Source organism: Nonomuraea sp. NPDC048826, from assembly GCF_043198225.1.
Lineage (GTDB): Bacteria > Actinomycetota > Actinomycetes > Streptosporangiales > Streptosporangiaceae > Nonomuraea.
This window is the reverse complement of record NZ_JBICUQ010000009.1, coordinates 65,936-87,770: the sequence shown is the minus strand read 5'-3', so window position 1 is coordinate 87,770 and position 21,835 is coordinate 65,936. Positions and strand designations below refer to the sequence as shown.

The following is a 21,835-nucleotide window of genomic DNA, read 5'->3' as shown; positions in this document are numbered from 1 at the left end:
CTCGTGATTGAGCAAGTCGTGGGAGAACCGAGGGGCCGCCGGAAGTTGCCGCTTCCAGCGGCCCCGCCTCATGTGTCAGGCCGCCGGGTCGGTGGCGTCCTTGTCGGCCTGCTCGGCGTGCAGGCACTCGCAATCGGCCAGGTAGCGAGCGGCGGCGTTGAAGATCTCGCGGGCCAGGGTCAGATCGGCGTCGGTGACCGACCCGGCTCCGGTGGTGGAGATGTGGACGTGCGCTTCGTCGGAGCTGAACTCCAGGTACGGGCGCGGGTTGCTGAGCAGGATTCCGGCGCGGACCCGCAGGTCCGGTGTGTAGAAGGAGACGCCGAGGTGCGGCGTGGACTCCGGTCTTAGGGAGCAGGTGAGGTAGGTGTAGGGCCGGTGCTCGTTCACGCCGCGACCCCCTGTCCGTCGAGCAGGCCGTGGAAGCTGCGCTCCAGCGAGCGGGCGAAGCGGTGGGCCTCGCGGGCGAGCTGGCGGGCGAAGTCCAGGTCATCCTTGGTCACGGGTCCGCTGGTGGTGACCAGGACGGAGGTGGCACCGAAGTCGAGCGCCAGGACGGGCTCACGGCGGGTGAACGGGTGGTTGAGGGTGCGGGCGGCGTGTCCGGTAGTCAGCCGGATCACGCTGTTGCGCGGGGTACGGCGTCGGGTCATCAGGCGGCGTCCTTTCCGGCCTTGCCCTGGGCGGGCTGGGTGGTCTGGTGGGGAGCCCGCATTTCGCGGACTTTGATCGAGTAGGCGAGCCGGCCGTTGCCGTTGACGTACGGCGTGACCGTGATGCCGTCGAACTCGACGGGTGTGAACGGAAGCCCCTGGATCGGGGCGGGCGGCACCGGCTGAACCGGGGCCAGGATCTTGACCGCTACCGTCTTCTGGGCGGGCTTGAGGGTCGGGTCACCGTCCATGACCGCGACCTGCCAGACCAGCTCTCCGGTCTGCTTGTCGCGGGCCTGCACGAAGCGGCCGTTGGTCGAGGCGTCGAAGTCCTTGACGGGTTCGACCGTGCCGACGACGTAGCAGCCGTGTGGGAAGACCATGGCGTAGGTGACGGGGATGGGGCCTTGCAGAGCCATAACGGCTCTCCTCTCTTGACTGACTGACACTTGACCTATCAAGTGATGCTCTGAGAGTAAGAGGCTTAAACTTGCTACGTCAAGTGACCCGGCTGAAGTGACGAACCTCTTACCAATGCGGCAGGTGCAGGTTCTACGCGGGCAGCTCGAAACCCTGGGGGCCGGAAGGCATCAGCCAGCCGGCCCACCGTGCCAAGTACGTGAGTTACGAAACCGGGTAGGCGTCTTCCAACTCGTGCCGGTCCGCCGGGAGTAGTACCTCAACCACGACCAAGGGCCGGCCGGAGGCGTCTCGGACGGCGCCGAACACAGCGAGAAGCGGCACATTCTTGGGCATGCCGAGTTGCTTGGCCTCTTGGGTGGTGGGCATGCGTGCGGTGATCTGCTCCACTATGTGATCGAAGCGCACGCCCTTGCGGGACCTCAGATGCTCACGGATGCCCTCCCGCAACGGCTCACCACTCGTCAGGTCGGTCCCCTCCGACAACTCCAGAGGCAACCAGAGCGACACTTGCCCAGTTGGCTCGCCATCACGGATCACCAGTCGACGACGCAGAAACGCCTTGCTCTTGGGCTGAGCGTCCAGCAACACCGCCACCCGATTGGGCAGCGCGACGGCCCCGGCCTCGATCAACTCACCGGGGGCGTCGGTCTCCGGGTTGGTCAGGTAAGCCTGTCCCGGACGGTTGGGCTCCACGGCCGCCATCGCGGGACGTCCGCGTACGAAACGGCCCTTGCCCTGCTGAGACTCGATCCACCCCTGTTCGCGCAGCACTCGCAGCGCGGCGACCACGGTAGGCCGGGACACGCTGAACTCTCGGATGAGCTGGTGTTCGCTTGGGAGGAGAGAACCGGGCGGATAGGTTCCCGACTCGATACGCCGCTGAAGGGCCTGCACAAGCTGTGCATACTTCGGCGGCACGGACTCTAGCGACATTTTGACCGTCCAACACCCGACAGGTTGTTTTACCAAGTTTGAGCGTAACCTGGGCTCAGCCCACTCGTCCACACTTTCCACAGGGGTGCAGGAGAACACCCGACAGGCAGCCGACGGAGGGAACGGGGGCACCCTCCTATGAGTATGGGCTGGACTGCCTGTCGGGCGATGAGACACGGCAAGGTTGGGAAGGACCGGCCCCGATCCCCTCCGAACAGGGCTGACACCACCTTGCCGCGCCCGTCTGCTACTTGGCGACGTACTCCGCCAAGACGTCCGCCGCCCCCTCGACATCATCGATCGGATGCCGCTTCTCGGCGCTCTGCCAGGAGTAGTAGGCGCCGCCGTATCCGACGAACACCCACACCGGCAGACCCGGCTCCCGCTTGTGCACCATGAGCGCGCAGTTGTTGTCCCGCAGTTCGGCGTTGACGCCCCGGCTCACGAGCCGGTCACGCAGCCGGATCAGGGCGTTCGCCTCGTCCATCTGCCCGAAGCCGTGCAAGACCGCTTGCGTGATCGAATTCATTTCCCGTTCCCTCCGGCCTGGCCGCTTGCGAGGCAGTCGAGACACGTCCGCTCTCCCATCCGTTCCGCCTCCTCCCCGCCGACGCCGATCAGGAGAGCGTGGCGCGAGCTCTTGAGCTTGTAACCACGCCCACGGCACGCGGGACAGGGGCTGGTCTCGCAGTTCTCGTCTGGCCGGGTCACCGTCGCCATCTCCTCGCGAGTCGTTTTCGGTGCTCCCTGCGGCGGAAGCCCGCTTCGCTTACCTTGTTGGTTGATGGCAAGTCCACCGGCAAAGCAGAATGAGGGGACCCGCCGATAGGCCCCCCTCATAACCCCTTTTCGATCTCCGCTCGGAAAGAAGGCCAGATATGCCCGACGCCGCACCTAATGAGCGACTTCGGAACTGGCGACAGCAGGCCGGTTTGACTCGTGCCGAAATGGCCAAAATGGTCAACCTCAGCAAGAGCGGGATCAAGCACCGCCTGAGCTGCGACGAGGAACGGATACGCCGGTGGGAAGCCGGAGAGGTCACCTGGCCACGGGAGCCATACCGACTGGCTCTGGCCGAGGTCACGCACCTTGACCCCGAAGACCTAGGCTTCGCCCCCACCAGACGCGGACGTACTCCTGAAAAGCCCGTCACAACGGTCGATAGCATCAGCAATGCGCCGCGCGCTGTAACTCTCCCCGAGCTTGGTGGCGAAGAAAGAGACGTACGACGCCGTGAATTCGTCGGTCTCACCGGGGCCGCCCTCTTCAGCGCCGTACTCGGAAAACCAGCTCAGGGCGCGGACACGGACATCGAGAAGCTAGCCGCCGTGCTGATCGACTACGCCAGCCCCGCCAAAGGACCCGCCAGCCTCGATTCCCTGGCCAAAGCGGTCGCCGTCGCCAAACGCAACTACCAGGCATGCCGGTACACCGAGGTGACCGCGAAACTCCCCGCTCTTCTCCACGAACTTCGCGCCGCCTGCGCCTTCTTGGAGGGGGACGAGCGCCTACGGGCACAAGCGCTGTCCGCCGAGGCGTACCACGTCACCGCCTCCATCCTGCTCAAACAGGAAGACAAGGGCCTGGCCTGGCTCGCAGCCGACCGCAGCGTCCAAGCCGCCCACGCCAGCCAGAACCCGCTCATGATCGGCTCAAGCTCTCGCATCATCACCCACGCCCTGATGGACGGCGGCCATCACCACGCGGCCACCGGCGCGGCCCGCACCGCGGCCGAACGCATGGCGGCCGACCTCACCGAGCCCACCCCCAATGATCTGTCGATCTACGGATCTCTGCTGCTCCGCGGAGCCATCGCAGCCGCGGACACGGGCAGCCGTCACAACACTGCCGAACTCCTGGACGAGGCAGCCGAGGCCGGCAGTCGGCTCGGTCAAGACGCCAACCACATGTGGACCGCGTTCGGCCCGAACAACGTCCTGTGCCACCGGATCAACGTCGCCCTCCGGTTCGGCGACGCGGGCACCGCCATCGACTACGCCCGCCAAGTCGACCTGGACCAGCTCCCCATCAACGAACGCAAGGCGACCCTCCTGCTCGACACCTCCCGCGCCTTCCTCATGTGGAACCGACACGACAAGGCCCTACACATCCTGCGCGCCGCAGGCGAGATCGCCCCAGAGGAGATCTCCGGCCGCCCCGCGGCCCTCCGGCTGGTACGTGACATCCTGGCAACCGCCCCGATCAGCGTCCGCCGCGAAGCCCGCGACTACGCGGCAACCCTGGGAGTCATCGCGTGACCCAACCCGGCCAAGTCCTGTACATCATCGTCTGCGCCGCAGGACCAGCCCCCGACGTCGGGCGCCTCGTCACCCTCGCCCAAGACGCCGGCTGGACCGTCCAGATCATCGCCACCCCGTCGGCACTCGACTTCATCGACACTGCCGAACTGGAGAAGCGGACCGGCCGCCCCGTCCGAAGCCAGTACCGCAAACCGCACGAGCCCAAATCGCCCCGTGCCGACGCCATCATCGTCGCCCCGGCCACGTACAACACGATCAACAAGTTCGCCCAAGGCATCGCCGACACTTACGCACTCGGCGTCCTGTCCGAAGCCCCAGGTCTCGGCATCCCCGTCGTCATCCTGCCCTTCGTCAACACCGCCCTGGCAGCACGCGCCCCCTTCCAACGCAGCGTCGACCAGCTCCGAGCCGAAGGCGTACGTGTCCTGCTCGGCCCCGGCCAGTTCGAGCCACACCCGCCAAGCTCCGGAGCGGAACGCATTGAGAACTATCCGTGGTCGCTGACCTTGGAGAACTTGCCGAATTAATCTCTTATGGATCAAGCGGCGGCGCGGCGCGCCGCCGTACCCCCGGCCCTCCGCCCGCCCGCCGTCCGGGCGTGCGGCCTGGAGGCCGGTCCCGGACGGCGGCGGGACACCGGGCCGGGCACCGCACGCCGGCCCCGCCGTACCAACCGAACGCGCCAACCGGGGTTGCCACGCCGCCGCACAGATGCGGCCCTACGATCGCCACGGCATGGCTGGCCGTCGTTAATGGCTGGGGGCGATCGACGATCCGTGCTTCGTCCCTCAGCACGGCTCACCGAACAAGATCGTGGCGGTCCGTCAAGTGGAGCGCGCGTCAGAACAGCGCGCTCTCACCCTCACCGTCCCCGTTGTCTTGATCACCCACGTCGCCTTCTTCGGTCTGCTTCGTCCGGGGGATAGCGTCCGCCACGGTGCCGTCGGATCGGTAGTAACGAAAAGCGCTGGGATAACTACGAGTGTTGTCCGGATACATGATCGTCCAGCCCACGAGGGCGCTGATCTTCCATGCCTCGTCCAGGTGCTCGGCGATGAGCCGGAAGACCTCGTCCACACTCATGTTCGCGTGGGGGACGACGACCTGCTTGTCCTTGAAGCTGGCAGAGCGCTGATAGCGGAAGGTGTAGGGGACCCCCGACTTGACCGTTTGAAGTAAATCGCTTAGAGACTGAGAGCCCGCCCGAAGGCCGGAGACCTCTCGGCCGAGGTCGATGCGATACTCAAGATCGAAATGAGTGTTCTTGAGGACGGTCCCGTCTCGGTTCCGTCCTGGATCATTGATGCCGAAACCCCGGTTGTTCCAGACGATGGTGCTGGTCTCCTGATGCCTTTTGATGAGCATCTTTTCCGGAGAGACGGCGGACAGGTCCTCTTCCACGAAGAGGCACTTGAACGAGATCTCATCGATCGAGATGCCCACCCTTCCCGACAGCTTGAAGAGGTGCTCGCCTAGACGTTTGGGCAGGGGCTGGTCGGCCTTGCCGACGTAGGTGAGTTCGTGTCCACCCGGCCTCTGGCGGTAGAGCTGATACACCCCCGCCAGACTGTCCAAGCCAAGCTTGGCGGCCTGATCATTGAGAGCGTCCAGGTTTCTCATGGTCAGAGGTGCCGGTTCGAGTGCCTCAAGGGCCGCGTAGAGCTGCGTACTCAGCGCCTTGGTGATGCTGAGGCGAAACCCATCACTGAACTGCCCACTCATGTGGGACGCCCTGCAAGGTCTGGGGCCTTGTTGCCGTCCGTCCTCATGTGCCACTCCCACTGTCGTACTCAGCCACGTCTCGATCGACTCTCGCAAGTCTAGGTACTGGCGAGGTGTCCTAGATCACTTTGTCTGGTGCGACCGAAGGGTGCGTGTTTGCACGTGCGTTCGAAGAGACCCCAGCGATGGGGGTGCAAGATCGCTAACTCCGCGGTACGCTTTCGCCATGGTTGAACAGTCGAATCACGCCCCGAAGGACCGTACGAGCGTGGAGCTCTTCGCGGGCGGTGGCGGCCTAGCCATGGCGGTCGCCAGCGCTGGCTTCAGACCCCTCCTGTTCAACGAGTTCAACAAGCGTGCCTGCGAGACGCTGGAGGCGAACAAGGCCCATCCGTATGAGGTGGGCGTTACACCGCCCATACCGGAACCAGGCGAGAACCCCCCGCTACTCGTGGGGGACGTCGCCGAGGTTGACTTCGAGTACCTCAAAGGCCGCGTGGACGTTCTCGCTGGCGGGCCACCATGCCAACCCTTCAGCCTCGGAGGCGTGGCGAAGGGCGACGAGGATAAGCGCAACGGTTTTCCACACATGTTCAAGGCGATCAGACAAATGGAGCCCAAGGCGGTCATTTGCGAGAATGTGCGGGGGCTCCTGCGTCCATCGTTCATGCCCTACTTCGAATACATCAAGCGCGAGCTGTCCCTTCCATTCGAAGTGCGAACGGAAGATAGTGGATGGCAGGATCACGATGAGGTTTTGCGCCACCTCCTCGAGACAGCCACAATAGATGATCACGAGCGGTACGATGTGAGGCATTACCCCGTAAACGCGGCTGACTACGGCGTCCCACAGATCAGGAACCGTGTGATCATGATCGCGTTCCGACGGGACCTTGGGGTTGACTGGGATCGGTTCGAGCAGCTGGTGCGACCACAGTTTTCTGAGGAGAGCCTTCACGATGACATGCGAAACGGCTCGTACTGGGAACGACACCCGGAAGTACCGAAGAGGGTTCGCGAGCGAGTGATGGCGCGGATTCCACAGCGCCCGCTGCCGTTGCTCGATGGAGAACGTCTCCGACCGTGGCGCACTCTCCGCGACGCGATCAAGGGCATCGACGGACAACGTCCTCTGCCTCCGATCGAGAAACTCGACCGCGAAGAGTACCACCTGGGCGGCTTCACGGATCACATCGGCTGGCCGGGCGCTCGAATTTATCCCGGACATACACCAAACGAACTGGATCGACCAGCCAAGACCGTCAAGGCTGGTGTCCACGGAGTCCCGGGAGGCGAGTCCGTGATGCTTCTTGATAATGACGAGCACCGATACATGACCGTCCGCGAAACCGCTCGGGTGATGACCTTCCCCGACGACTGGGTTCTTGCGGGGCCTCGTGGGGAGAAGATGCGGCAGCTCGGTAACGCCGTGCCCGTTCTTCTTGGCCAGGTCTTCGCCCGCGCGGTCGCGACGGTCCTGGACGAGGCCGAAGCATCGACATGATTGACTCGTCTGTCGCCGAGCCCATGCGGTGGAAGGATAAGCCACCGCCCGACCGAGCGTGGAAAGGCAAGCCCGGCCTCAGCCGTTCCGCCCGGACCGCAGAACAAGATCGTGCGGCTGGCGGACGCGATCGGCGTTACATCCGTCTCGGAGAAGGCCGGCAGGCGTTGGCGTCCGTAGAGCTCAAACTGCTTCCGAACACCCGCCGGATCCGGGCCTACCTTCGCTGGTCCGACAGAGGCAAGACCGGGACGGCCTATCTCGGTGAGGTCACTGAGACGACTCGTGCCCGCAATCTAGCGGCCGCATGGCGCCTTGCGTTCGAGCAAGAGCGATTGATCGTTCCGGAGCTAGCAGAGGACTCATGGGCCAGCACCCCCGCTTCACGGAAGGTCATGAAGGCCAACCGCAGCCGCGACACCAAGCCCGAACTCGCCCTCAGGTCAGCGATCCACGCGCTCGGTCTCCGTTACCGCGTGGACACGCCCCCGGTCGAGGGGCTACGGAGACGAGCGGACGTCGTGTTCCCGAGAGCAAAAGTGGCGGTGTTCTCAGACGGCTGCTATTGGCATGGCTGCGCAGAGCATTACCGGCCAGCTCAGCGCAATGACGAGTTCTGGAACGAAAAGATCGAAAAGAACAGAATCCGGGACCGTGACACGGACGCCAAGCTCGAAGCGGCCGGTTGGCTTGTCATCAGAGTCTGGGAGCACGAGGACCCGGTCGAAGCTGCCTCGCGGATAGAAGAGGCCGTTCGGAGCCGTTAGGCCTTGCGCTCAGAGGTGCGGTTCTGTCGCACGACGGAGCGCTCGGTACGGGTTGCAGTTTGGGTTGCAGTTCCGCGCGGTACCACCAAGTTCCAGGGCGTCCATCCAGCCGCGTTGGTCCACGTTGAACGGCCTGGAACAGTCAGGCTCCGAGCTGCTAATGCGGTTTGGGTTTACCGCCCATCCGGGGTTCAAATCCCCGATCCTCCGCCCTTCGAAAGCCCTTCCCGAGTCACCCGGGAAGGGCTTTCTCGATGCTCGGACGGGTCCCACCTCCCGCAGGGATCGTGCTCCTACAGGACAGGAGGAACCCCTATCCTCCGAGTCGCGTCCGTACGGCGGTGAATCGCTTGCGGGCGTCCCTCAGATCGCCGATTGCCGAGTACGCCTTGAACACCGGCCCCACCAATCCACCGGCGAAGTCAGCCACGTCCCCCACCGTGCCGCCTACCGCCTCCGCGGCCACCGCTGTTCCCTCCAGGTGTCCGACCATGACCGCGAGCTCGCTTTCCTGGGCCGGGATCTGTGGCGCGCCTTCCACAGGAGAGCCGAAGTACAGGCGAAAAGAGCGTCCCGAGATCCTGATGTCGCATCCCGATCGGACGGGGAGCCAGGTCACATCGAGCTCATCGCGGGTCGCCTCGAAGACCAGCCCATCTTCGCTTGCGTAAGCGATGGAGGTGGCGTCCATCACCAGCATGCCCATGACGATCGTCGTGGGATTGAAGATCATCCTCCGTGCTTTCGGGTCCCACCATGCGGGCACCGCGAACAGATCACCAGCTGACGATTCCATCACGGTCTTCCCTCCTCCTGGACCGCAGTGATGCGTGTGACCACAGGCTGCCTTGCGCCTGGACTTCTCACACCAGGGGACAGCCCAGGGAAATCCCTGTCCTCGGCAGCAATGTCTGAAATCCGCCAGCGTGCTCGCGGCCGGCCGGTGAGAATCCGCTGGTGATCGCTGCAGCGCGGGGAATCCGCATCCGGCACCGCGGGCATGAACCGCAGGTCCATCCCACCGCCTATGTCGCCCCGACGGCCACGCTCGTGGGTGATGTGCGCGTGGGGCCGAGGGCGCGGGTGATGTACGGTGCGGTGCTCGATGCCGAGGGGTCCCGGATCGAGGTCGGGGAGGCGGCGGTGATCTGCGAGAACGCCGTGCTGCGCGGGTCCGCGGTCGCGGGCGATCAGCCGGTGCTCGTCGGCGACCACGTCTTCGTGGGGCCGCAGGCCACGCTGCTGGGGTGCGAGGTCGGCAGGTGCTCCTATGTGGCGACCGCGGCGACGGTCCTGCAGTGCGCCCGGTTGGGGGCCGGCTCGGTCGTCGCCGTCGGCGCGCTCGTCCATGCGCGCACTGTCGTGCCGGACGAGTTCTTCGTGCCGCCGCACACCGTGGCGCTGGACGCGCCGGTGTGGCTGCTGGCCCCCGGCGATCCGGATCTCGCCGAGGCCATCAGACAGGTGGGCTTCGCGCAGGTGGCCTTCGGCGTCGACGCGGAGTGGACCGACCGGATCAGCCGGTACGAGCACATCGCGGAGGTGCGCGTCGCCGAGTTCGGCGCGCACGCGGACGACAAGGTGCTGAAGCCCGACTAGCTCACGCCGCACCGGCGGCGGCGCCCGAAAGGGTGCCGCGGCCGAGCGACGAAGGTTCGGCGTCGCGTCAGCTTGGACTGGTGAACTGGTAGAACACCCAGCCGTCGACCTTCCAGCCGGGCTCGTCGGCGACGATTCTCTCCTTGTGCTCGTCGATCGCCAGCCGCCAGCGGCCGTTGCTCGACAGACGCCAGGCTCGCACGTCGCCGCCGGCCGCGCGGCTCTCCGGCGCGTAGCCGAGAATGCCGTCGTAGCGGAAGTCGCCGGTGGCGATCAGGCGGTCGCGTTCGGCCACGGTGGTCGAGACGATGTAGGAGGTCTTCTTCTTCCAGCGCAGCCGGTAGAGGGGCTTGCCGCCGGTGAAGGGCGTGCCGGAGAGGTAGTACAGGGGCGTCTTCGTCGTACGCCAGCCGTACCGGAGGGCTGTCTGCTTCTCCTGCTCGTTGGCCGTGTAGAAGAAGCCGCCGTCCTTGGTGACGAACTCCTGGACCTTGACGCGTGGTGCCGGCGCGCTCGGCGTGGAGGCCCACGCCTGGACTGCGGTGCCGGTGGACAGTGCGGCGCTCACGGCCAGCACGAGTCCGAGGACCGCCGAACGGCGCGACCGCGCGATTGGTGACGTCATGTGTCGATGTCCCTCTCGATGTGAAGGCAACGCGTCGAGGCGGGCGGGGATCCCGCTCGCCGGACGTATGAGTCGCACCAGCCTCTGCCACCGGACACCGCGACGACCAGGTCACGGACCGGTCATTTAGCGGGTCACGGCCTCGTACACCTCGAAGGTCTGGTCGACGGCGGCCGTCAGGCCCGTCACGTCGCCGATCACTTCCCAGAGGAAGTCCTCGTCGGGGCCCCACTCCGGGATCCGGACGCGGGCCTCCACCGGCAGCGGCTCCCCCAGGTCGACCACGGGCTCGCCGTTCTCGAGCACCGACCCCCGGACCAGCTCGCCGTCGTCGTAGAGCCAGAACCCGTAGACGCTCGACACCCCGGCGAACACCACCGCCAGGACCCGCGTGCCTTTCAGGAAGCTCTCGATCTCGAACGGGATCCGCTGGTCGGGGTCCCACAGCTGACACCAGCCGCCCGACTCGGCGAGGTAGAGGCGTCGCCCGGGACGGCCGCTCCACGCCTGGTCAGCGCTCGCCCGGTCATGGCCCGGCGCGTACGCGGCGTCGGCCAGGCAGCCGGCGACCTCCTCGATCGACCGGTCCCGCACGAACAACGCCGACGTGTTCCATCCCACGCCGGGCCATCTTCGTGTCGCCCCGCTGATGCGTCAAGGCCGATGCCGGGTTTTCTGGACACGGGAAGTCAAGATCGGATAGGGAGGTACGGCCCGCTTTCTGCCCGGATCGGAGTCCCGCGTGCCGACATCACGCCGATTATCCCTGCCGCGCCCGGTGACGGCGGTCGCCGCCGTGGTGCTCCTGCTCGCGACGGTGGTCCAGGACCATCCGCCGGAGAAGGTCACCTCGGCCGCGTCGAAGGAGTGTGCGCCGTGGCGGATGTCGGTGTACCTGAACAAGCAGCCCGCGCCCTGGGAGAGGGAGACCGCGTTCGTCTGCACGAACAGGCAGCGCCTGGCCTTCAACGGCCGCTACGCCCACATACCTGACGTCCATCTGGTGAAGCTCGGCCGGGGCCTGTGCGAGGTGTCCCTGCGCGCCGACTCGCGGGAGATGCACGCGGTCATGGAGACCCGCGGTTTCGTGGTCGACACGGAGGAGAACGCCAAGGCGCTCGGATACCTGTGTCCGTCGCTCAACCGGCGCCGGTTCGACGAGGAGGCGGCGGAGCGGAAGCGGGAGCGCGACGTCATCGCGACCGCGGAGCGGCGGTGCGCGGCCCGTTCGGAGCACCGGCCGCGGGTGCGTCCCGCGCTGCGCGGCAGCGCCGTGGTCTGGGTGGGGGCCATGGGCATGCTCGAGATCATGGAGGACGGAGCGGACATCGAGGGAGCGTCCTCCGTGGACCGGGCGCTCGCCAACGAGGTCGTGGGCGCCGCCCCCGGTGACCTCACCATCCTCACCGCCGACACCGACCAGCACGTCTGTGTCTCCGTCGAGGCGTACGACCGGCGTCCTCCGGTCAGGGTCGCCGGCTGGGACAAGGTCGTCGAGGTCGGATATCGGAGCACCGACGGGGAGATGGTGTTCACCGACGACGAGGGTGAGGCGCTGATGGGACTTCCCGATCTCGCGATCCGCGACGCCGGTCACTACGGGGTGCGCGTGCACATGCGGGGGGCGAAGGCGGCCTTGGCGGACGACGGGGACGCCAGGCAGGCGTTCCTCGTCATGGTCTATCCCGGGGTCTCCCAGCGCACCCGGGTGCTCAAGTAGCCACGAAGCGCGAAACAAACGACATGCGACCGTGATCGTCTTCGGGCACCATGACCAGACATGAAACTCGTGATCACCATGGTGGCCGGCGCTGCCGTGCTGCTGGCGCCGTTACCCGCGCAGGCGGGCGCCGCGACGGCGGAGAGCGGCGTCAAGAACCCCGTCGCCGCGCTCAAGGCGCAGCTCAAGACCGGGCGCGGAGTCCGGTTCACCGACGCCAGCGCGTTCGTCGGCAGCATCAACAACGACCCGCTGGTACGCCGTACCGGGGTCGTCAGGTTCGGCAAGAAGGGCATCGTCGCCTCCGACGTGCGGGGCACGTTCGCCTCGCCGCTGTTCGACGGGCACACCACCAAGCCCGAACGGACGATCATCATCGGCAAGGACGCCTGGCGCTCGGGCGGGGTCCTGGCCGAGAGCCTCCCCAAGGGCAAGACCTGGTACAAGACCTTCAGCCTGTTCAACACGGGGACCGTCAGCAGCTGGTTCGGCCAGCTGGTGAGCCCGCTCGAACCGGCCACGCTGGCGGAGCTGGTGAAGCGCGGCAAGCGCAGCGGCTCCACCTACCGCGGCACGATCGGCCTGGAGCGGCTGTACAACATCTCTCCGTGGTTCGGGCAGACGCTGGGAATGATCCGTGCGACCGACGCGACGATCACCTACACCCTCACGGTCGACCGCAAGGGCCTGCCCAGCAGGCTGAAGACCACGTGGCTGGCCAAGGATCTCGCGAACCTCCCCACCTGGGAAGAGAAGACGATCGAGACCGAGACCCGCTACACCGGCTGGGGCACCAAGGTCTCGATCAAGCCGCCGCCCAGGAGCCAGGTCACCAGCAAGCTGGAGGACTGACGCCGGGCGGGCCGCACTCCAGAGCCCTTCCCGCCGTCCGGGAGCGGCTCTGGTTCAGGGCGGGTACGAGTCAGGCCGTCCGGGCGGCCACGAAGCGGTCGAACTCGGCCTGCTGGTCGCCGGTGAAAGCCCGTCTGGGGAGGAAGCCGGTGAACTGCTTGTTCACGTAGAACAGCCAGAACTCGGGCCCCGTCACGATCCGGCCGAAGGTCGCCCAGCGCATCCGCATCAGGGACGCCTCGGTCTCGGCCTCGTAGCCGTCGTCGGTCAGCCGCAGGGTGGTGGGCACGCAGAGATGGGCGAACTGCCGCCTGCCGGTACGCCGGATCGACCAGGTCATCGCGAGCGGGAAGACGGCGGCTCCCGCGAGCAGGGCGACGCCGGCGCCGGTGCCGCCCAGCAGGAGGCAGACGAGTCCGGCCACGACCAGAAAAGACGACGCCACGACGACCATGACCCTCAGCTGGTGTCTGACGCCCTGGTCGAGCGCTCGTGCCACCTCGTCGGGCGTGGGTTCGTACGTGACCGTGATGTCCACCGGGCCGCCTTCGTCCGTGAGACGAGCCATCATTCAAGATCTTCCCGCCGTCTGGCAAGGCTGCTGTACGGTGCGGTAAAGGAGGCGGCGCCATGGCGGACGAGCAGATGAGCACGATCGGCCGATGTCACCTGTGCAAGCAGACCTTCGGCTTCACGCCCGCGACGGTCATGACGATCATGATGGACCCCGGGACCAATCTTCCGCTGGGCATGACGATCTCGGGCGCCTTCCGTGAGCCGACGCCGGAAGCCGCCGCCAGGGCGGTCGAGGCACGCGTCTGCCCCGGCTGCGTCGACCGGGTGAAGCGGCTCATGGAGTCCATGGACCGGCCCGTCCCCACGTTCGACACCTGGCGGAAGCCCTGACAGGCGAAGGCCCCGCCGACGAGCGCGGCGGGGCCTGCGGTGCCCGTCACTCGACGCGCAACGTCGTCCAGTGCGGCGGGGTGCCCTCGTACATGACATCGTTGCAGTCACAGCTTCCGCAGCCGGGGATCATTCCGATGCTCCTCCTCGCCTGAGAGTTGGGGTCGTCGTACCCGCAGTGACCGGTCGGCACGCTTACGTGACGGTGACGGTCACCGATCGGCGGGGATGCTGAGGGGATGGATGCCGAGACGGCGCGGCGGAGGTTCGCGGGCGGGCGGGTGGCCCGGCTCGCGACGGTGGGCGCCGAGGGGCGGCCGCGCCTCGTGCCGGTGACGTTCGCCGTGGTGGGCGACCGGGTCGTGACCGCCGTCGACCACAAGCCGAAGCGCACCGCCGACCTGCGGCGGCTGCGCGACATCCGGGCCAATCCGTGCGTCTCGCTGCTGGTCGATCATTACGAGGACGACTGGGCGCGGCTGTGGTGGGCGCGGGCCGACGGGACGGCCGCGGTGGCCGAGGACGGTCCGGACCGGGCCGCCGCGCTGGACGCGCTCGTCGAGAAGTACGGCCAGTACCGCGAACACCGCCCGGCCGGGCCGGTGATCCTGGTGGAGATCAGCCGCTGGTCGGGATGGCGCTACGCCGGGTGACGTCGCCGGGGATGGCCGGCGCGGTGGTTCAGATGGTCAGCGGCACGGAGTGGATCTCGTCGGCCGGGTGGCCGGCGCGCTCGTGGATGCGCTGGACCGCCTCCGCGTCGGGCGCCTCGGAAAGGCAGTAGAGGACTCCTTCTTCCGGGTCCGCCCAGGCGTGCTCGAAGGTCACCCCTTCCTCGTCCTGGATCGCGATGTCGGCGCTGTGCGCCTGTTCGAGCTGCTCTCCGGTGATGCCCATCATGCCGCGATGGACGTCCATGAACTTCGCCATCACTGCCTCCCCCTGGCAGGCTCTTTCGTTCAGCGTAAGTTCGCCTCCCCCGACGACGCACCCAAGCGAGCGCCAAGAGTATCGCCGGGACTATTCCTGGAGCACGGACAGGACGTTGCCGGCCGGGTCGGTGAACCAGGCGATCGGCGGGCCGTCCTCCCGGTGGATGCCCTTCTCGTCCGCCTGGAGCCGCTCGTACCGTTCGAACCGCACGCCGCGCCGCGTCAGCTCGTCCACGGCCTGGTCGATGTCGTCGACCGGGAAGTTGAGGATGGTGTACGTGGCCGGGGTGTGGTCCGGCTTCGGGTAGACGAGGATGTCCCGGCCGCCCGCGATGTGCAGGGTGAGCATGCCGTGCTCCTCCGACACGTTCAGGCCGAGAGTCTCGCCGTAGAACCGCTTGGCCGCGGCGATGTCGTCCACCGCGAAGCCGCTGTAGGCCTTGGTCCGCGCGAACATGTCGCTGTCGAGAACGGGCCGCTTCATGGGTCCTCCTCAGCTGGATGGGTGGGTCATCCATGAGGACTGCCCGCGTGCCGGAAACTCATCGCCAACGCGGCGTGCCCGGCCGCTCCGGGCCGGGCACGCCAGGTCAGGTGAGGGTCAGCCGGTTCTCAAGGTGAGGCCGTACCTCGAAAGGATCTCGTTGACGGGCTGGTGGTACGTGGTCCCGCCGATGCTGCAGTTGCCGGAGCCGCCCGAGGTGACGCCCTGGGCCTGGCTGCCGGAGATGAACGAGCCGCCCGAGTCGCCCGGCTGGGCGCAGGCGCTGGTGCGGGTCAGGCCGGAGACCGTGCCCTGCGCGTACCGGACGGTGGCGTTGTGCTGCTGGATGGTGCCGCAGCGCCAGCCGGTGGTGGAGCCGGAGCGGCAGATGGAGGAGCCGACCGACGCCTGCGTGGAGCCGCGCACGGTGACGAGCGCGCCGCCGGAGCCGCGCACGTACGGGGTGGGGTTGTTGCCGGGGGCGGCGACCCAGGCGTAGTCGTTGCCGGGGAAGGACGAACCCTGGAAGGTGCCGGTCGGGTTGCTCGTCCGCGAGCCGGCGCGGCCGCAGTGCCCGGCGGTGACGAAGCCGGGGGTGCTGCCCTGGGTGACGGCGAAGCCGACGCTGCACCGGCTGGAGCCGATGTAGAACGCGGAGCCGCCGATGATGTCGATGAACGGCTGCGGGCTCTCGGTCGAGACGGCGACCTTGACGGCGCCCTTGTCGGCGCCCGCCGCGGCGGCGAGGGCCTCGCCGGCCTCCTGGGTGGCGGCCAGGATGACGACGCTGTTGGTGGTCACGTCCACGTACCAGAGCGAGGCGCCGGTCTTGCCTTGCTGGGCGACCTGGTCGAGCTGGTCCTTGACCGAGGTGAGCTGGGCCAGCGTGCGGGAGACGACGACCGGGGTGGCGCCCTTGGCCTCGATGACCGCGGCCTCGGCGGCGTCGGTGGTGGCGACCATGAGCTTGGAGGCGTCGGCGGTGAGCCAGGCGCCGCCGTAGGAGTCGCCTAACGAGGCGGTGAGGGTGGCTTCGGTGGCGGCGGCGCGTTGCTCGTTGGCCAGCCGGGTGACGACCTGCTGCTCGGTGAGGCCCAGGTCGCGCTCGAGCGCGTCGATGACGGACGGCGGGGTTGCCGGGTCCGCCGAGGGCGCGGGTTCGGCGAGGGCGGGGGTGGAGGGGAATGCCAGGCAGGCCACGATGGTGGCTCCTGCCAGCGCACAGCGTTTACCCAACATGCGCACTCCTTGAGGGGGGGTGCTGTCAAGTTAACGGCTGCGGGGGGAAGCGACACGTACTCAAAAAGCTCGTATTTCGGTCTTATGGTCCATGTCCAGAAATATCGAGACAGACGGTGAACATGGCCGTCAGCCGGTCCACGTCGCCCGGCGTGGGCGGCTCGGGGCCGAGCGCGCGGCGGACGTTGCTGATGCCGGTGAGGAGCGCCGACGCGGCGCGGGCCTTGGCCATCGCGTCGGGATCGTCGCCCAGGAACTCGGCGAGCGGCGCGATGAACGCCGTCCGCAGGCGTTCCCGTACGAGCTCCTGGATCTCCGGGTCGTCGGCGGAGTGCGCGAGGGCGCGCAGGATGCGGCTCTTGGGGTCGGCGTGCATGCGGCGGGCGGCGAACTCCGCGAGCCGGCGCGGCAGCCCCTCCCGCTCGCCCTCCAGGATGACCCGGATCGTCGGCTCGCCGCGCAGGACCTCGCCGAACAGCCCCGCCTTCGACCCGAAGTAGCGGCCCACCAGCGCGATGTTGGCGTCGGCCGCCGAGGCGATCATGCGCACGGTGACGCGTTCGTAGCCGTGCTCGGCGAACAGCGCCCTGGCGGCGTCCAGCAGCCGCTGCCGGGTGGCCTCACGGTCTCTCGGGCGGGCCTCAGCTCTCATGCCCGGGAATATATCGGCTTGCCGATCCGCTAGTAAACGAGCGTATACTTCTGTCCGGAATATGAGGGGATGTGGTGACTTGGCAGGCCAAGCAACGGCCGCAGGCCCCCAGAAGCAGTACACCCACCGCGAGATCCTCGAAGTCATGGCCGGGCTCATGCTCGCCCTGCTCACCTCGATGCTCTCGACCTCGGTGGTGGGAACCGCGCTGCCGACGATCGTGGGAGAGCTCGGCGGCCAGGACCAGTACTCGTGGGTGGCCTCGGCGACCATCTTGACGATGACGGTGTCCACACCGCTGTGGGGCAAGCTGTCCGACCTGTTCGGGCGCAAGCGGCTGTTCCAGGTCGCGCTCGGGGTCTTCGTCGCGGCCTCGCTCGCCGCCGGGCTCTCGCAGAACATGGGCCAGCTCATCGCCGGGCGCGCCCTGCAGGGCATCGGCGCCGGCGGCCTGTCGGCACTGGCCCAGGTCATCCTGGGCGACATCGTCTCCCCCCGCGAGCGTGGCCGCTACTCCGGCTACATCGGCGCCGTCTTCGGCGTCTCCACCGTCGCCGGGCCGCTGCTCGGCGGCTTCATCGTGGACGCCTCGTGGCTGGGCTGGCGCTGGTGCTTCTACGTGGGCGTGCCGCTCGCGATCATCGCCGCCGTGGTCATCCAGAAGGTGCTCAAGCTTCCGCGCGTCAAGCGCGACACCCGCGTCGACATCTGGGGCGCCACCACCATCACGACCAGCGCGACCGCGCTCATGCTGCTGCTGACGCTGGGCGGCACCGAGTTCGCGTGGAACTCCCCCTGGACCTACTTCCTCGCCGCGATCAGCCTCTTCTCCCTGGCCATGGCCGTGCTGGCCGAGCGCACCGCGGGCAACCCGATCCTGCCGCCCCGGCTGTTCCGCAACCGCACCTTCGTCCTGACCAGCGTCGCCTCCCTCTTCGTCGGCGTGGCGATGTTCGGCGCGATGATCTACATGCCGCAGTTCCTGCAGGTCGTTCAGGGTATGAGCCCGACGGACTCGGGACTGATGACGCTGCCCATGGTGGTCACGCTGTTCCTGTCCAGCGTCGTCTCCGGCAAGATCGTCACGCGGACCGGCCGGTGGAAGATCTTCCCGGTCGCCGGGCTGCTGCTCGTCGCTGTCGGGCTGTTCCTGCTGTCGCGGCTGCACGTCGACTCCGGCCCGGTGCTCATCGGCGTCGACCTGGCCGTGCTCGGCGTCGGCCTCGGCCTCAGCATGCAGATGCTGATCCTGGCCGCGCAGAACGGCGCCGAGATCCGCGACATGGCCTCCACCACCTCCGGCGTGTCGTTCTTCCGCTCGCTCGGCGGCGCCGTGGGCGTGGCCGGGTTCGGCGCGATCCTGACCAACCGGCTCAACTCCGAGCTGCCCGCGACGGGCGGACCCGCGCTCGGCAGCCCCGACGCCATCCAGGCGCTGCCGGAGCCGGTCAAGCACGTCGTGCTGGAGGCGTTCACCCGCGGCATGGAGACCGTCTTCCTGGTGGGCGTCCCCATCGCCCTGCTCGGCTTCCTCGCCGTGGTCTTCCTGAAGGAGCTGCCGCTGCGCGGCGGCGCCACTCCCCCGCCCGCCGCCCCGCCGCCGGGCAAGGACGACCTCGTGCTGGCGGGCCTGTTGCTCGAACTCGTCGCCCAGCGCGTCGAGCGGGCCGACGGCCGGCCCTCGGCGCTGCTCGCGGCCGTGGCCAGGATGGCGCCGCCGGACGACCGTACCGAGAGCGAACGTGCCAGGGCCGTGGCACGGGACGTGCTGCGCCCCACCTCACGCGCCCTCATCGCGCAGGCCGCGCCGGCTCCGCCCGCGAAAGAGCTCGTAACGGAAGGGATCCCGCAGTGATTCGCAAGTTCGCCGGCGCCGTGCTGGCCGCCCTCGCGGCCCTGGCGGGCCTCTGGCTGATGGTCGCGCCGTTCGCGCTCGGCACCCAGCCCGAGGGCGCGGCCTGGAACGACGCCACCGTGACGGAGTTCTGGACCGGGCTCGGGGTGACCGTCGTGGGGCTCGCCGGCGCCGCCGCCTTCGCCGCCGCCATCCACGCCGACCTCGTCGCACGGGGGCTGGTGACGGTACGCGAACGCAAGCGGGAGCCTGAACCCCAGCCCGCCCCGGCCGCGCCGCAGACCTCGTCCGCCGAGCTGGCCGCCCTGCTGGCGCCGCTGGTGGAGGCGCTGCGCGAGGACCTCAACGGGCGCGAACAGCGGCAGAACGGCGCCACGCCCCTCGTCGGAGCGGAGGACAAGCGTTGAGGACCAGGCTGGGCGTGACCGCGCTCGCGCTGCTGTTCCTGGCCGGGATCTGGCTCGTCGCCGCCCCGTTCGCGGTCGGCTACCAGCCCAGGGACGCGGCCTTCACCCCCGCGACGGTGAACGACCTGTGGATCGGCGGCGGGCTCGCCGCAGTGTCGTTCCTCGGCCTCGTCTGGTACGCGGCCGACCTGCTGCGCGAGCTGACCGCCCGGGGCAGGCACGCCGCCGAGGACTGAGTCGTACCGGCTGACCTGCTGGAACGTGACGTATCGTGGCGGGATGAAGCGTGCCGCCACTCTGGCGGTCGTGGTGCTCGCATCCGTGGCGTGCGGCGGACAGGACCCGGTCGCGTCCAGCGGGCCCGTGCCGCCGCCCACGACACAAGCCACGACACCCGCCACGTCCGCCCCGCCCGCGTCGCCGACGGCCACCGAGCCGCCCGAGTTCACCGCCGAGGTGAGCCGGCTGAACCGCGACCAGCTGCGCTACTCGTGGCGCGAGGGCTGCCCGGTGCACTACCGCGACCTGCGCCTGATCACCATGACCTACTGGGGCTTCGACGACCGGCCGCACACCGGCGAGCTGGTCGTGCGGAAGACGGTCACCGACGACGTGATCACGGTCTTCCGCAAACTGTACGACTGGCGCTGGCCGATCAGGCGGATGGAGCTGGTCGACGTCTACAAGGGCGACGACTTCGACTCCATCGACGCCGACAACACCTCGGCCTTCAACTGCCGCCGGGCCACCGGGTCGAGCAACTGGTCCAACCACGCCTACGGCGAGGCCATCGACCTCAACCCTCGGGAGAACCCGTACGTGACGGCGAGCGGCGACACCGCCCACGCCAACGCGGAGAAGTACACCGAGCGTCCGATGAAGGGCAAAGGCGTGATCAACCCCGGCGACAAGGTGGTCCGCGCCTTCCAGCAGGTGGGCTGGGAGTGGGGCGGCGACTGGTCGGGCACGAAGGACTACCAGCACTTCTCCAAGGGCGGCGGCTGAGCCGGCGCGCCCTCGTCAGGGTTGGAGTTGTGTTACCGCAGGTCAGCAGGGCCTAGGCGGATGATGATATTTGAGCGGACGCGGCGGCTGAGAGAATCGTGACATGGCTGACAAGGACGGCGACGGCTGGACCGAGTGCGGGCGAGGGCATCGCCACTGGGGGCTGCACGGGGCCTCGGGGCTGCTCGCGGTGCACCACGACGACAGCGGGGTGCCGCATGTGCTGATGCAGAAGCGTTCCGCGTGGAGCCACCACGGCGGCACGTGGGGGCTGCCCGGCGGGGCGCGTGACAGCCACGAGGACGCCGTGGCCACCGCGCTGCGCGAGGCCAGGGAGGAGGCGGCGCTGGCCGGCGAGCGTCTGCGGGTGCAGGGCGTCTACCGCGACGACCACGGCGGGTGGGCGTTCGAGACGGTGATCGCGGAGTCGTCCGAGCGGCTGGCGGCGGTCTGCGCCAACGGCGAGAGCGACGAGCTGGTCTGGCTGCCGCTGGGCGAGGTGGCCGCCAGGACGCTGCACCCCGGGTTCGCCGAGACGTGGGGCGCGCTCAGCGGCGCGATCAGCCCCGAGACGCTGGTGCTGGACGTCGCCAACATCGTGGGCGCGCAGGCGGAGCGCGGCTGGTGGAACGACCGGCTGGGGGCCGCGACCCGGCTGCTGGAGTCGGTGTCGGTGCTGCGGCTGTCGCACCCGGTGCTGGCGCAGTGGTATCCGCGCATGGTGGCGGTGGTCGAGGGGGCGGCCAGGGGCACGCCCGACATCCCGGGCATCCAGGTGGTCGCGGCGGCCGGCAGCGGCGACGACGCGATCGTCGACGTGGTGCGTCGGGCCAAGCCGTGGGAGCGGGTGCTCGTCGTCACCGCCGATCGGGGGCTGAAGGAGCGCGTCGCCGAGCTAGGGGCCGAGACGACCGGACCGAAGTGGCTGCTGTCACAGCTGCGCGGGTAAGACGTCGTCGAAGACGGCCTTGAGCCCGGTCACCTCCAGCACCCGCTGGAGAACCCCGTGGACACCGCTGAGCCGGAGCGTGCCACCACGAGCGGCGATGGTGCGCTGGTGCTCGACCAGCACCCACAGACCGCTCGAGTCGCAGAACTCCAGCCCGGTCGCGTCGATCACCACGTCGACCCGGCCCTGGACGGCCAGCTCGTCGAGCCGGGCCTTGAAGTCGGGAGCCGTGAGCTTGTCCAGGTCACCCCGGAGGCGCACGGTGGTCGCGCTGCCCGCCCGAGCCACCTCGATCTTGAGATCCGCCACCACCTGAACGTACACCGGCGTCACGGCAGCCGCTATCG

Annotated in this window: 29 protein-coding genes; 14 read left to right on the top strand and 15 right to left on the bottom strand. The window is 68.1% G+C overall.

Translation table 11 applies throughout. The annotated features are described in order from the left end of the window. Nucleotides 1-75: 75 nt before the first annotated feature. The 5 genes from ACGFI7_RS30970 to ACGFI7_RS30950 all read right to left on the bottom strand — a co-directional run bounded on the left by ACGFI7_RS30970 (nucleotide 76) and on the right by ACGFI7_RS30950 (nucleotide 2,538). Nucleotides 76-390 carry a hypothetical protein gene (locus ACGFI7_RS30970; protein ID WP_393410714.1) on the bottom strand — a complete coding sequence of 105 codons (315 nt, stop codon included), beginning with the start codon at nucleotides 388-390 and terminating at the stop codon, nucleotides 76-78. Continuing rightward, nucleotides 387-653: a hypothetical protein gene (locus ACGFI7_RS30965; RefSeq protein WP_393410712.1), complete on the bottom strand. Its 267-nt coding sequence runs from the start codon at nucleotides 651-653 to the stop codon at nucleotides 387-389. The genes ACGFI7_RS30970 and ACGFI7_RS30965 overlap by 4 nt, the downstream gene beginning before the upstream one ends. Then, nucleotides 653-1,072, bottom strand: a complete 420-nt coding sequence (locus ACGFI7_RS30960; RefSeq protein WP_271278413.1) for a plasmid replication, integration and excision activator — start codon at nucleotides 1,070-1,072, stop codon at nucleotides 653-655. Before ACGFI7_RS30960 ends, ACGFI7_RS30965 begins: the two co-directional genes overlap by 1 nt. 205 nt (nucleotides 1,073-1,277) lie before the next feature. Then, nucleotides 1,278-2,009, bottom strand: coding sequence for a GntR family transcriptional regulator (locus tag ACGFI7_RS30955; protein WP_393410709.1), 732 nt, complete (start codon nucleotides 2,007-2,009; stop codon nucleotides 1,278-1,280). A 247-nt stretch (nucleotides 2,010-2,256) separates the two neighbouring features. Then, nucleotides 2,257-2,538 (bottom strand): hypothetical protein, encoded by a 282-nt coding sequence (locus ACGFI7_RS30950; RefSeq protein ID WP_393410707.1) that lies wholly within the window; start codon nucleotides 2,536-2,538, stop codon nucleotides 2,257-2,259. 349 nt (nucleotides 2,539-2,887) lie between these two features. On the opposite strand from ACGFI7_RS30950, the gene ACGFI7_RS30945 reads away from it, so the two are divergent. After that, nucleotides 2,888-4,267, top strand: coding sequence for a helix-turn-helix domain-containing protein (locus tag ACGFI7_RS30945; RefSeq protein WP_393410705.1), 1,380 nt, complete (start codon nucleotides 2,888-2,890; stop codon nucleotides 4,265-4,267). Further along, nucleotides 4,264-4,797 carry a flavoprotein gene (locus ACGFI7_RS30940; protein WP_393410703.1) on the top strand — a complete coding sequence of 178 codons (534 nt, stop codon included), beginning with the start codon at nucleotides 4,264-4,266 and terminating at the stop codon, nucleotides 4,795-4,797. The genes ACGFI7_RS30945 and ACGFI7_RS30940 overlap by 4 nt, the downstream gene beginning before the upstream one ends. Nucleotides 4,798-5,110: 313 nt before the next feature. Here ACGFI7_RS30940 and ACGFI7_RS30935 read toward each other — a convergent pair whose 3' ends face one another. Beyond that, nucleotides 5,111-5,992, bottom strand: coding sequence for a hypothetical protein (locus tag ACGFI7_RS30935; protein WP_393410701.1), 882 nt, complete (start codon nucleotides 5,990-5,992; stop codon nucleotides 5,111-5,113). Between the two features lie 226 nt (nucleotides 5,993-6,218). Here ACGFI7_RS30935 and ACGFI7_RS30930 point away from each other — a divergent pair, with 226 nt between their 5' ends. Together ACGFI7_RS30930 and ACGFI7_RS30925 are read left to right on the top strand one after the other, a co-directional pair. After that, nucleotides 6,219-7,496 carry a DNA cytosine methyltransferase gene (locus ACGFI7_RS30930; protein WP_393410699.1) on the top strand — a complete coding sequence of 426 codons (1,278 nt, stop codon included), beginning with the start codon at nucleotides 6,219-6,221 and terminating at the stop codon, nucleotides 7,494-7,496. 335 nt (nucleotides 7,497-7,831) lie between these two features. Then, nucleotides 7,832-8,263 carry a very short patch repair endonuclease gene (locus ACGFI7_RS30925; RefSeq protein ID WP_393411399.1) on the top strand — a complete coding sequence of 144 codons (432 nt, stop codon included), beginning with the start codon at nucleotides 7,832-7,834 and terminating at the stop codon, nucleotides 8,261-8,263. Nucleotides 8,264-8,576: 313 nt separating this feature from the next. Here ACGFI7_RS30925 and ACGFI7_RS30920 read toward each other — a convergent pair whose 3' ends face one another. Continuing rightward, a complete protein-coding gene (locus ACGFI7_RS30920) occupies nucleotides 8,577-9,062 on the bottom strand; it encodes a hypothetical protein (RefSeq protein WP_393410697.1) in 486 nt (161 codons plus the stop codon). 158 nt (nucleotides 9,063-9,220) lie between these two features. Between ACGFI7_RS30920 and ACGFI7_RS30915 the strand changes: the two genes are divergently transcribed. Beyond that, nucleotides 9,221-9,862, top strand: a complete 642-nt coding sequence (locus ACGFI7_RS30915; RefSeq protein WP_393410695.1) for a gamma carbonic anhydrase family protein — start codon at nucleotides 9,221-9,223, stop codon at nucleotides 9,860-9,862. Between the two features lie 67 nt (nucleotides 9,863-9,929). Here the strand turns inward: ACGFI7_RS30915 and ACGFI7_RS30910 are convergent, their stop codons facing one another. Both ACGFI7_RS30910 and ACGFI7_RS30905 read right to left on the bottom strand, forming a co-directional pair. Continuing rightward, complete coding sequence (locus ACGFI7_RS30910) at nucleotides 9,930-10,487, bottom strand: hypothetical protein (protein ID WP_393410693.1); 558 nt, start codon at nucleotides 10,485-10,487, stop codon at nucleotides 9,930-9,932. Between the two features lie 126 nt (nucleotides 10,488-10,613). After that, a complete protein-coding gene (locus ACGFI7_RS30905) occupies nucleotides 10,614-11,108 on the bottom strand; it encodes a hypothetical protein (protein WP_393410691.1) in 495 nt (164 codons plus the stop codon). Between the two features lie 121 nt (nucleotides 11,109-11,229). Between ACGFI7_RS30905 and ACGFI7_RS30900 the strand changes: the two genes are divergently transcribed. Both ACGFI7_RS30900 and ACGFI7_RS30895 read left to right on the top strand, forming a co-directional pair. Further along, nucleotides 11,230-12,207: a hypothetical protein gene (locus tag ACGFI7_RS30900; RefSeq protein ID WP_393410689.1), complete on the top strand. Its 978-nt coding sequence runs from the start codon at nucleotides 11,230-11,232 to the stop codon at nucleotides 12,205-12,207. Nucleotides 12,208-12,267: 60 nt separating this feature from the next. Beyond that, complete coding sequence (locus ACGFI7_RS30895) at nucleotides 12,268-13,059, top strand: hypothetical protein (RefSeq protein ID WP_393410687.1); 792 nt, start codon at nucleotides 12,268-12,270, stop codon at nucleotides 13,057-13,059. Nucleotides 13,060-13,129: 70 nt separating this feature from the next. On the opposite strand, the gene ACGFI7_RS30890 is transcribed toward ACGFI7_RS30895, so the two are convergent. After that, on the bottom strand, nucleotides 13,130-13,630 hold the full coding sequence (locus tag ACGFI7_RS30890; protein WP_393410685.1) for a YcxB family protein: 501 nt from the start codon (nucleotides 13,628-13,630) through the stop codon (nucleotides 13,130-13,132). Between the two features lie 59 nt (nucleotides 13,631-13,689). Here ACGFI7_RS30890 and ACGFI7_RS30885 point away from each other — a divergent pair, with 59 nt between their 5' ends. Next, nucleotides 13,690-13,965: a hypothetical protein gene (locus ACGFI7_RS30885; RefSeq protein ID WP_393410683.1), complete on the top strand. Its 276-nt coding sequence runs from the start codon at nucleotides 13,690-13,692 to the stop codon at nucleotides 13,963-13,965. Nucleotides 13,966-14,204: 239 nt separating this feature from the next. After that, nucleotides 14,205-14,618 (top strand): TIGR03668 family PPOX class F420-dependent oxidoreductase, encoded by a 414-nt coding sequence (locus ACGFI7_RS30880; RefSeq protein WP_393410681.1) that lies wholly within the window; start codon nucleotides 14,205-14,207, stop codon nucleotides 14,616-14,618. Between the two features lie 28 nt (nucleotides 14,619-14,646). Here ACGFI7_RS30880 and ACGFI7_RS30875 read toward each other — a convergent pair whose 3' ends face one another. The 4 genes from ACGFI7_RS30875 to ACGFI7_RS30860 form a co-directional block, all read right to left on the bottom strand. Then, nucleotides 14,647-14,895: an SCO4226 family nickel-binding protein gene (locus tag ACGFI7_RS30875; protein WP_393410679.1), complete on the bottom strand. Its 249-nt coding sequence runs from the start codon at nucleotides 14,893-14,895 to the stop codon at nucleotides 14,647-14,649. Nucleotides 14,896-14,985: 90 nt separating this feature from the next. After that, nucleotides 14,986-15,354 carry a VOC family protein gene (locus tag ACGFI7_RS30870; RefSeq protein ID WP_393411397.1) on the bottom strand — a complete coding sequence of 123 codons (369 nt, stop codon included), beginning with the start codon at nucleotides 15,352-15,354 and terminating at the stop codon, nucleotides 14,986-14,988. Nucleotides 15,355-15,498: 144 nt separating this feature from the next. Then, entirely contained in the window at nucleotides 15,499-16,620 is a 1,122-nt protein-coding gene (locus ACGFI7_RS30865) for a S1 family peptidase (protein WP_393410677.1), read from the bottom strand. 82 nt (nucleotides 16,621-16,702) lie between these two features. Further along, nucleotides 16,703-17,272, bottom strand: a complete 570-nt coding sequence (locus tag ACGFI7_RS30860; protein ID WP_393410675.1) for a TetR/AcrR family transcriptional regulator — start codon at nucleotides 17,270-17,272, stop codon at nucleotides 16,703-16,705. A 79-nt stretch (nucleotides 17,273-17,351) separates the two neighbouring features. Between ACGFI7_RS30860 and ACGFI7_RS30855 the strand changes: the two genes are divergently transcribed. The 5 genes from ACGFI7_RS30855 (at nucleotide 17,352) to ACGFI7_RS30835 (ending at nucleotide 21,488) form a co-directional block, all read left to right on the top strand. Next, on the top strand, nucleotides 17,352-19,127 hold the full coding sequence (locus tag ACGFI7_RS30855; protein ID WP_393410673.1) for an MDR family MFS transporter: 1,776 nt from the start codon (nucleotides 17,352-17,354) through the stop codon (nucleotides 19,125-19,127). Next, nucleotides 19,124-19,534, top strand: a complete 411-nt coding sequence (locus ACGFI7_RS30850; RefSeq protein WP_393410671.1) for a hypothetical protein — start codon at nucleotides 19,124-19,126, stop codon at nucleotides 19,532-19,534. The genes ACGFI7_RS30855 and ACGFI7_RS30850 overlap by 4 nt, the downstream gene beginning before the upstream one ends. After that, a complete protein-coding gene (locus tag ACGFI7_RS30845; protein WP_393410669.1) occupies nucleotides 19,531-19,770 on the top strand; it encodes a hypothetical protein in 240 nt (79 codons plus the stop codon). The genes ACGFI7_RS30850 and ACGFI7_RS30845 overlap by 4 nt, the downstream gene beginning before the upstream one ends. A 43-nt stretch (nucleotides 19,771-19,813) precedes the next feature. Continuing rightward, entirely contained in the window at nucleotides 19,814-20,539 is a 726-nt protein-coding gene (locus ACGFI7_RS30840) for a M15 family metallopeptidase (RefSeq protein ID WP_393410667.1), read from the top strand. A 103-nt stretch (nucleotides 20,540-20,642) separates the two neighbouring features. Beyond that, a complete protein-coding gene (locus ACGFI7_RS30835) occupies nucleotides 20,643-21,488 on the top strand; it encodes an NUDIX domain-containing protein (protein ID WP_393410665.1) in 846 nt (281 codons plus the stop codon). Here the strand turns inward: ACGFI7_RS30835 and ACGFI7_RS30830 are convergent. Beyond that, nucleotides 21,471-21,797, bottom strand: a complete 327-nt coding sequence (locus tag ACGFI7_RS30830) for an STAS domain-containing protein (RefSeq protein ID WP_393410663.1) — start codon at nucleotides 21,795-21,797, stop codon at nucleotides 21,471-21,473. The genes ACGFI7_RS30835 and ACGFI7_RS30830 overlap by 18 nt on opposite strands. Nucleotides 21,798-21,835: the final 38 nt, after the last annotated feature.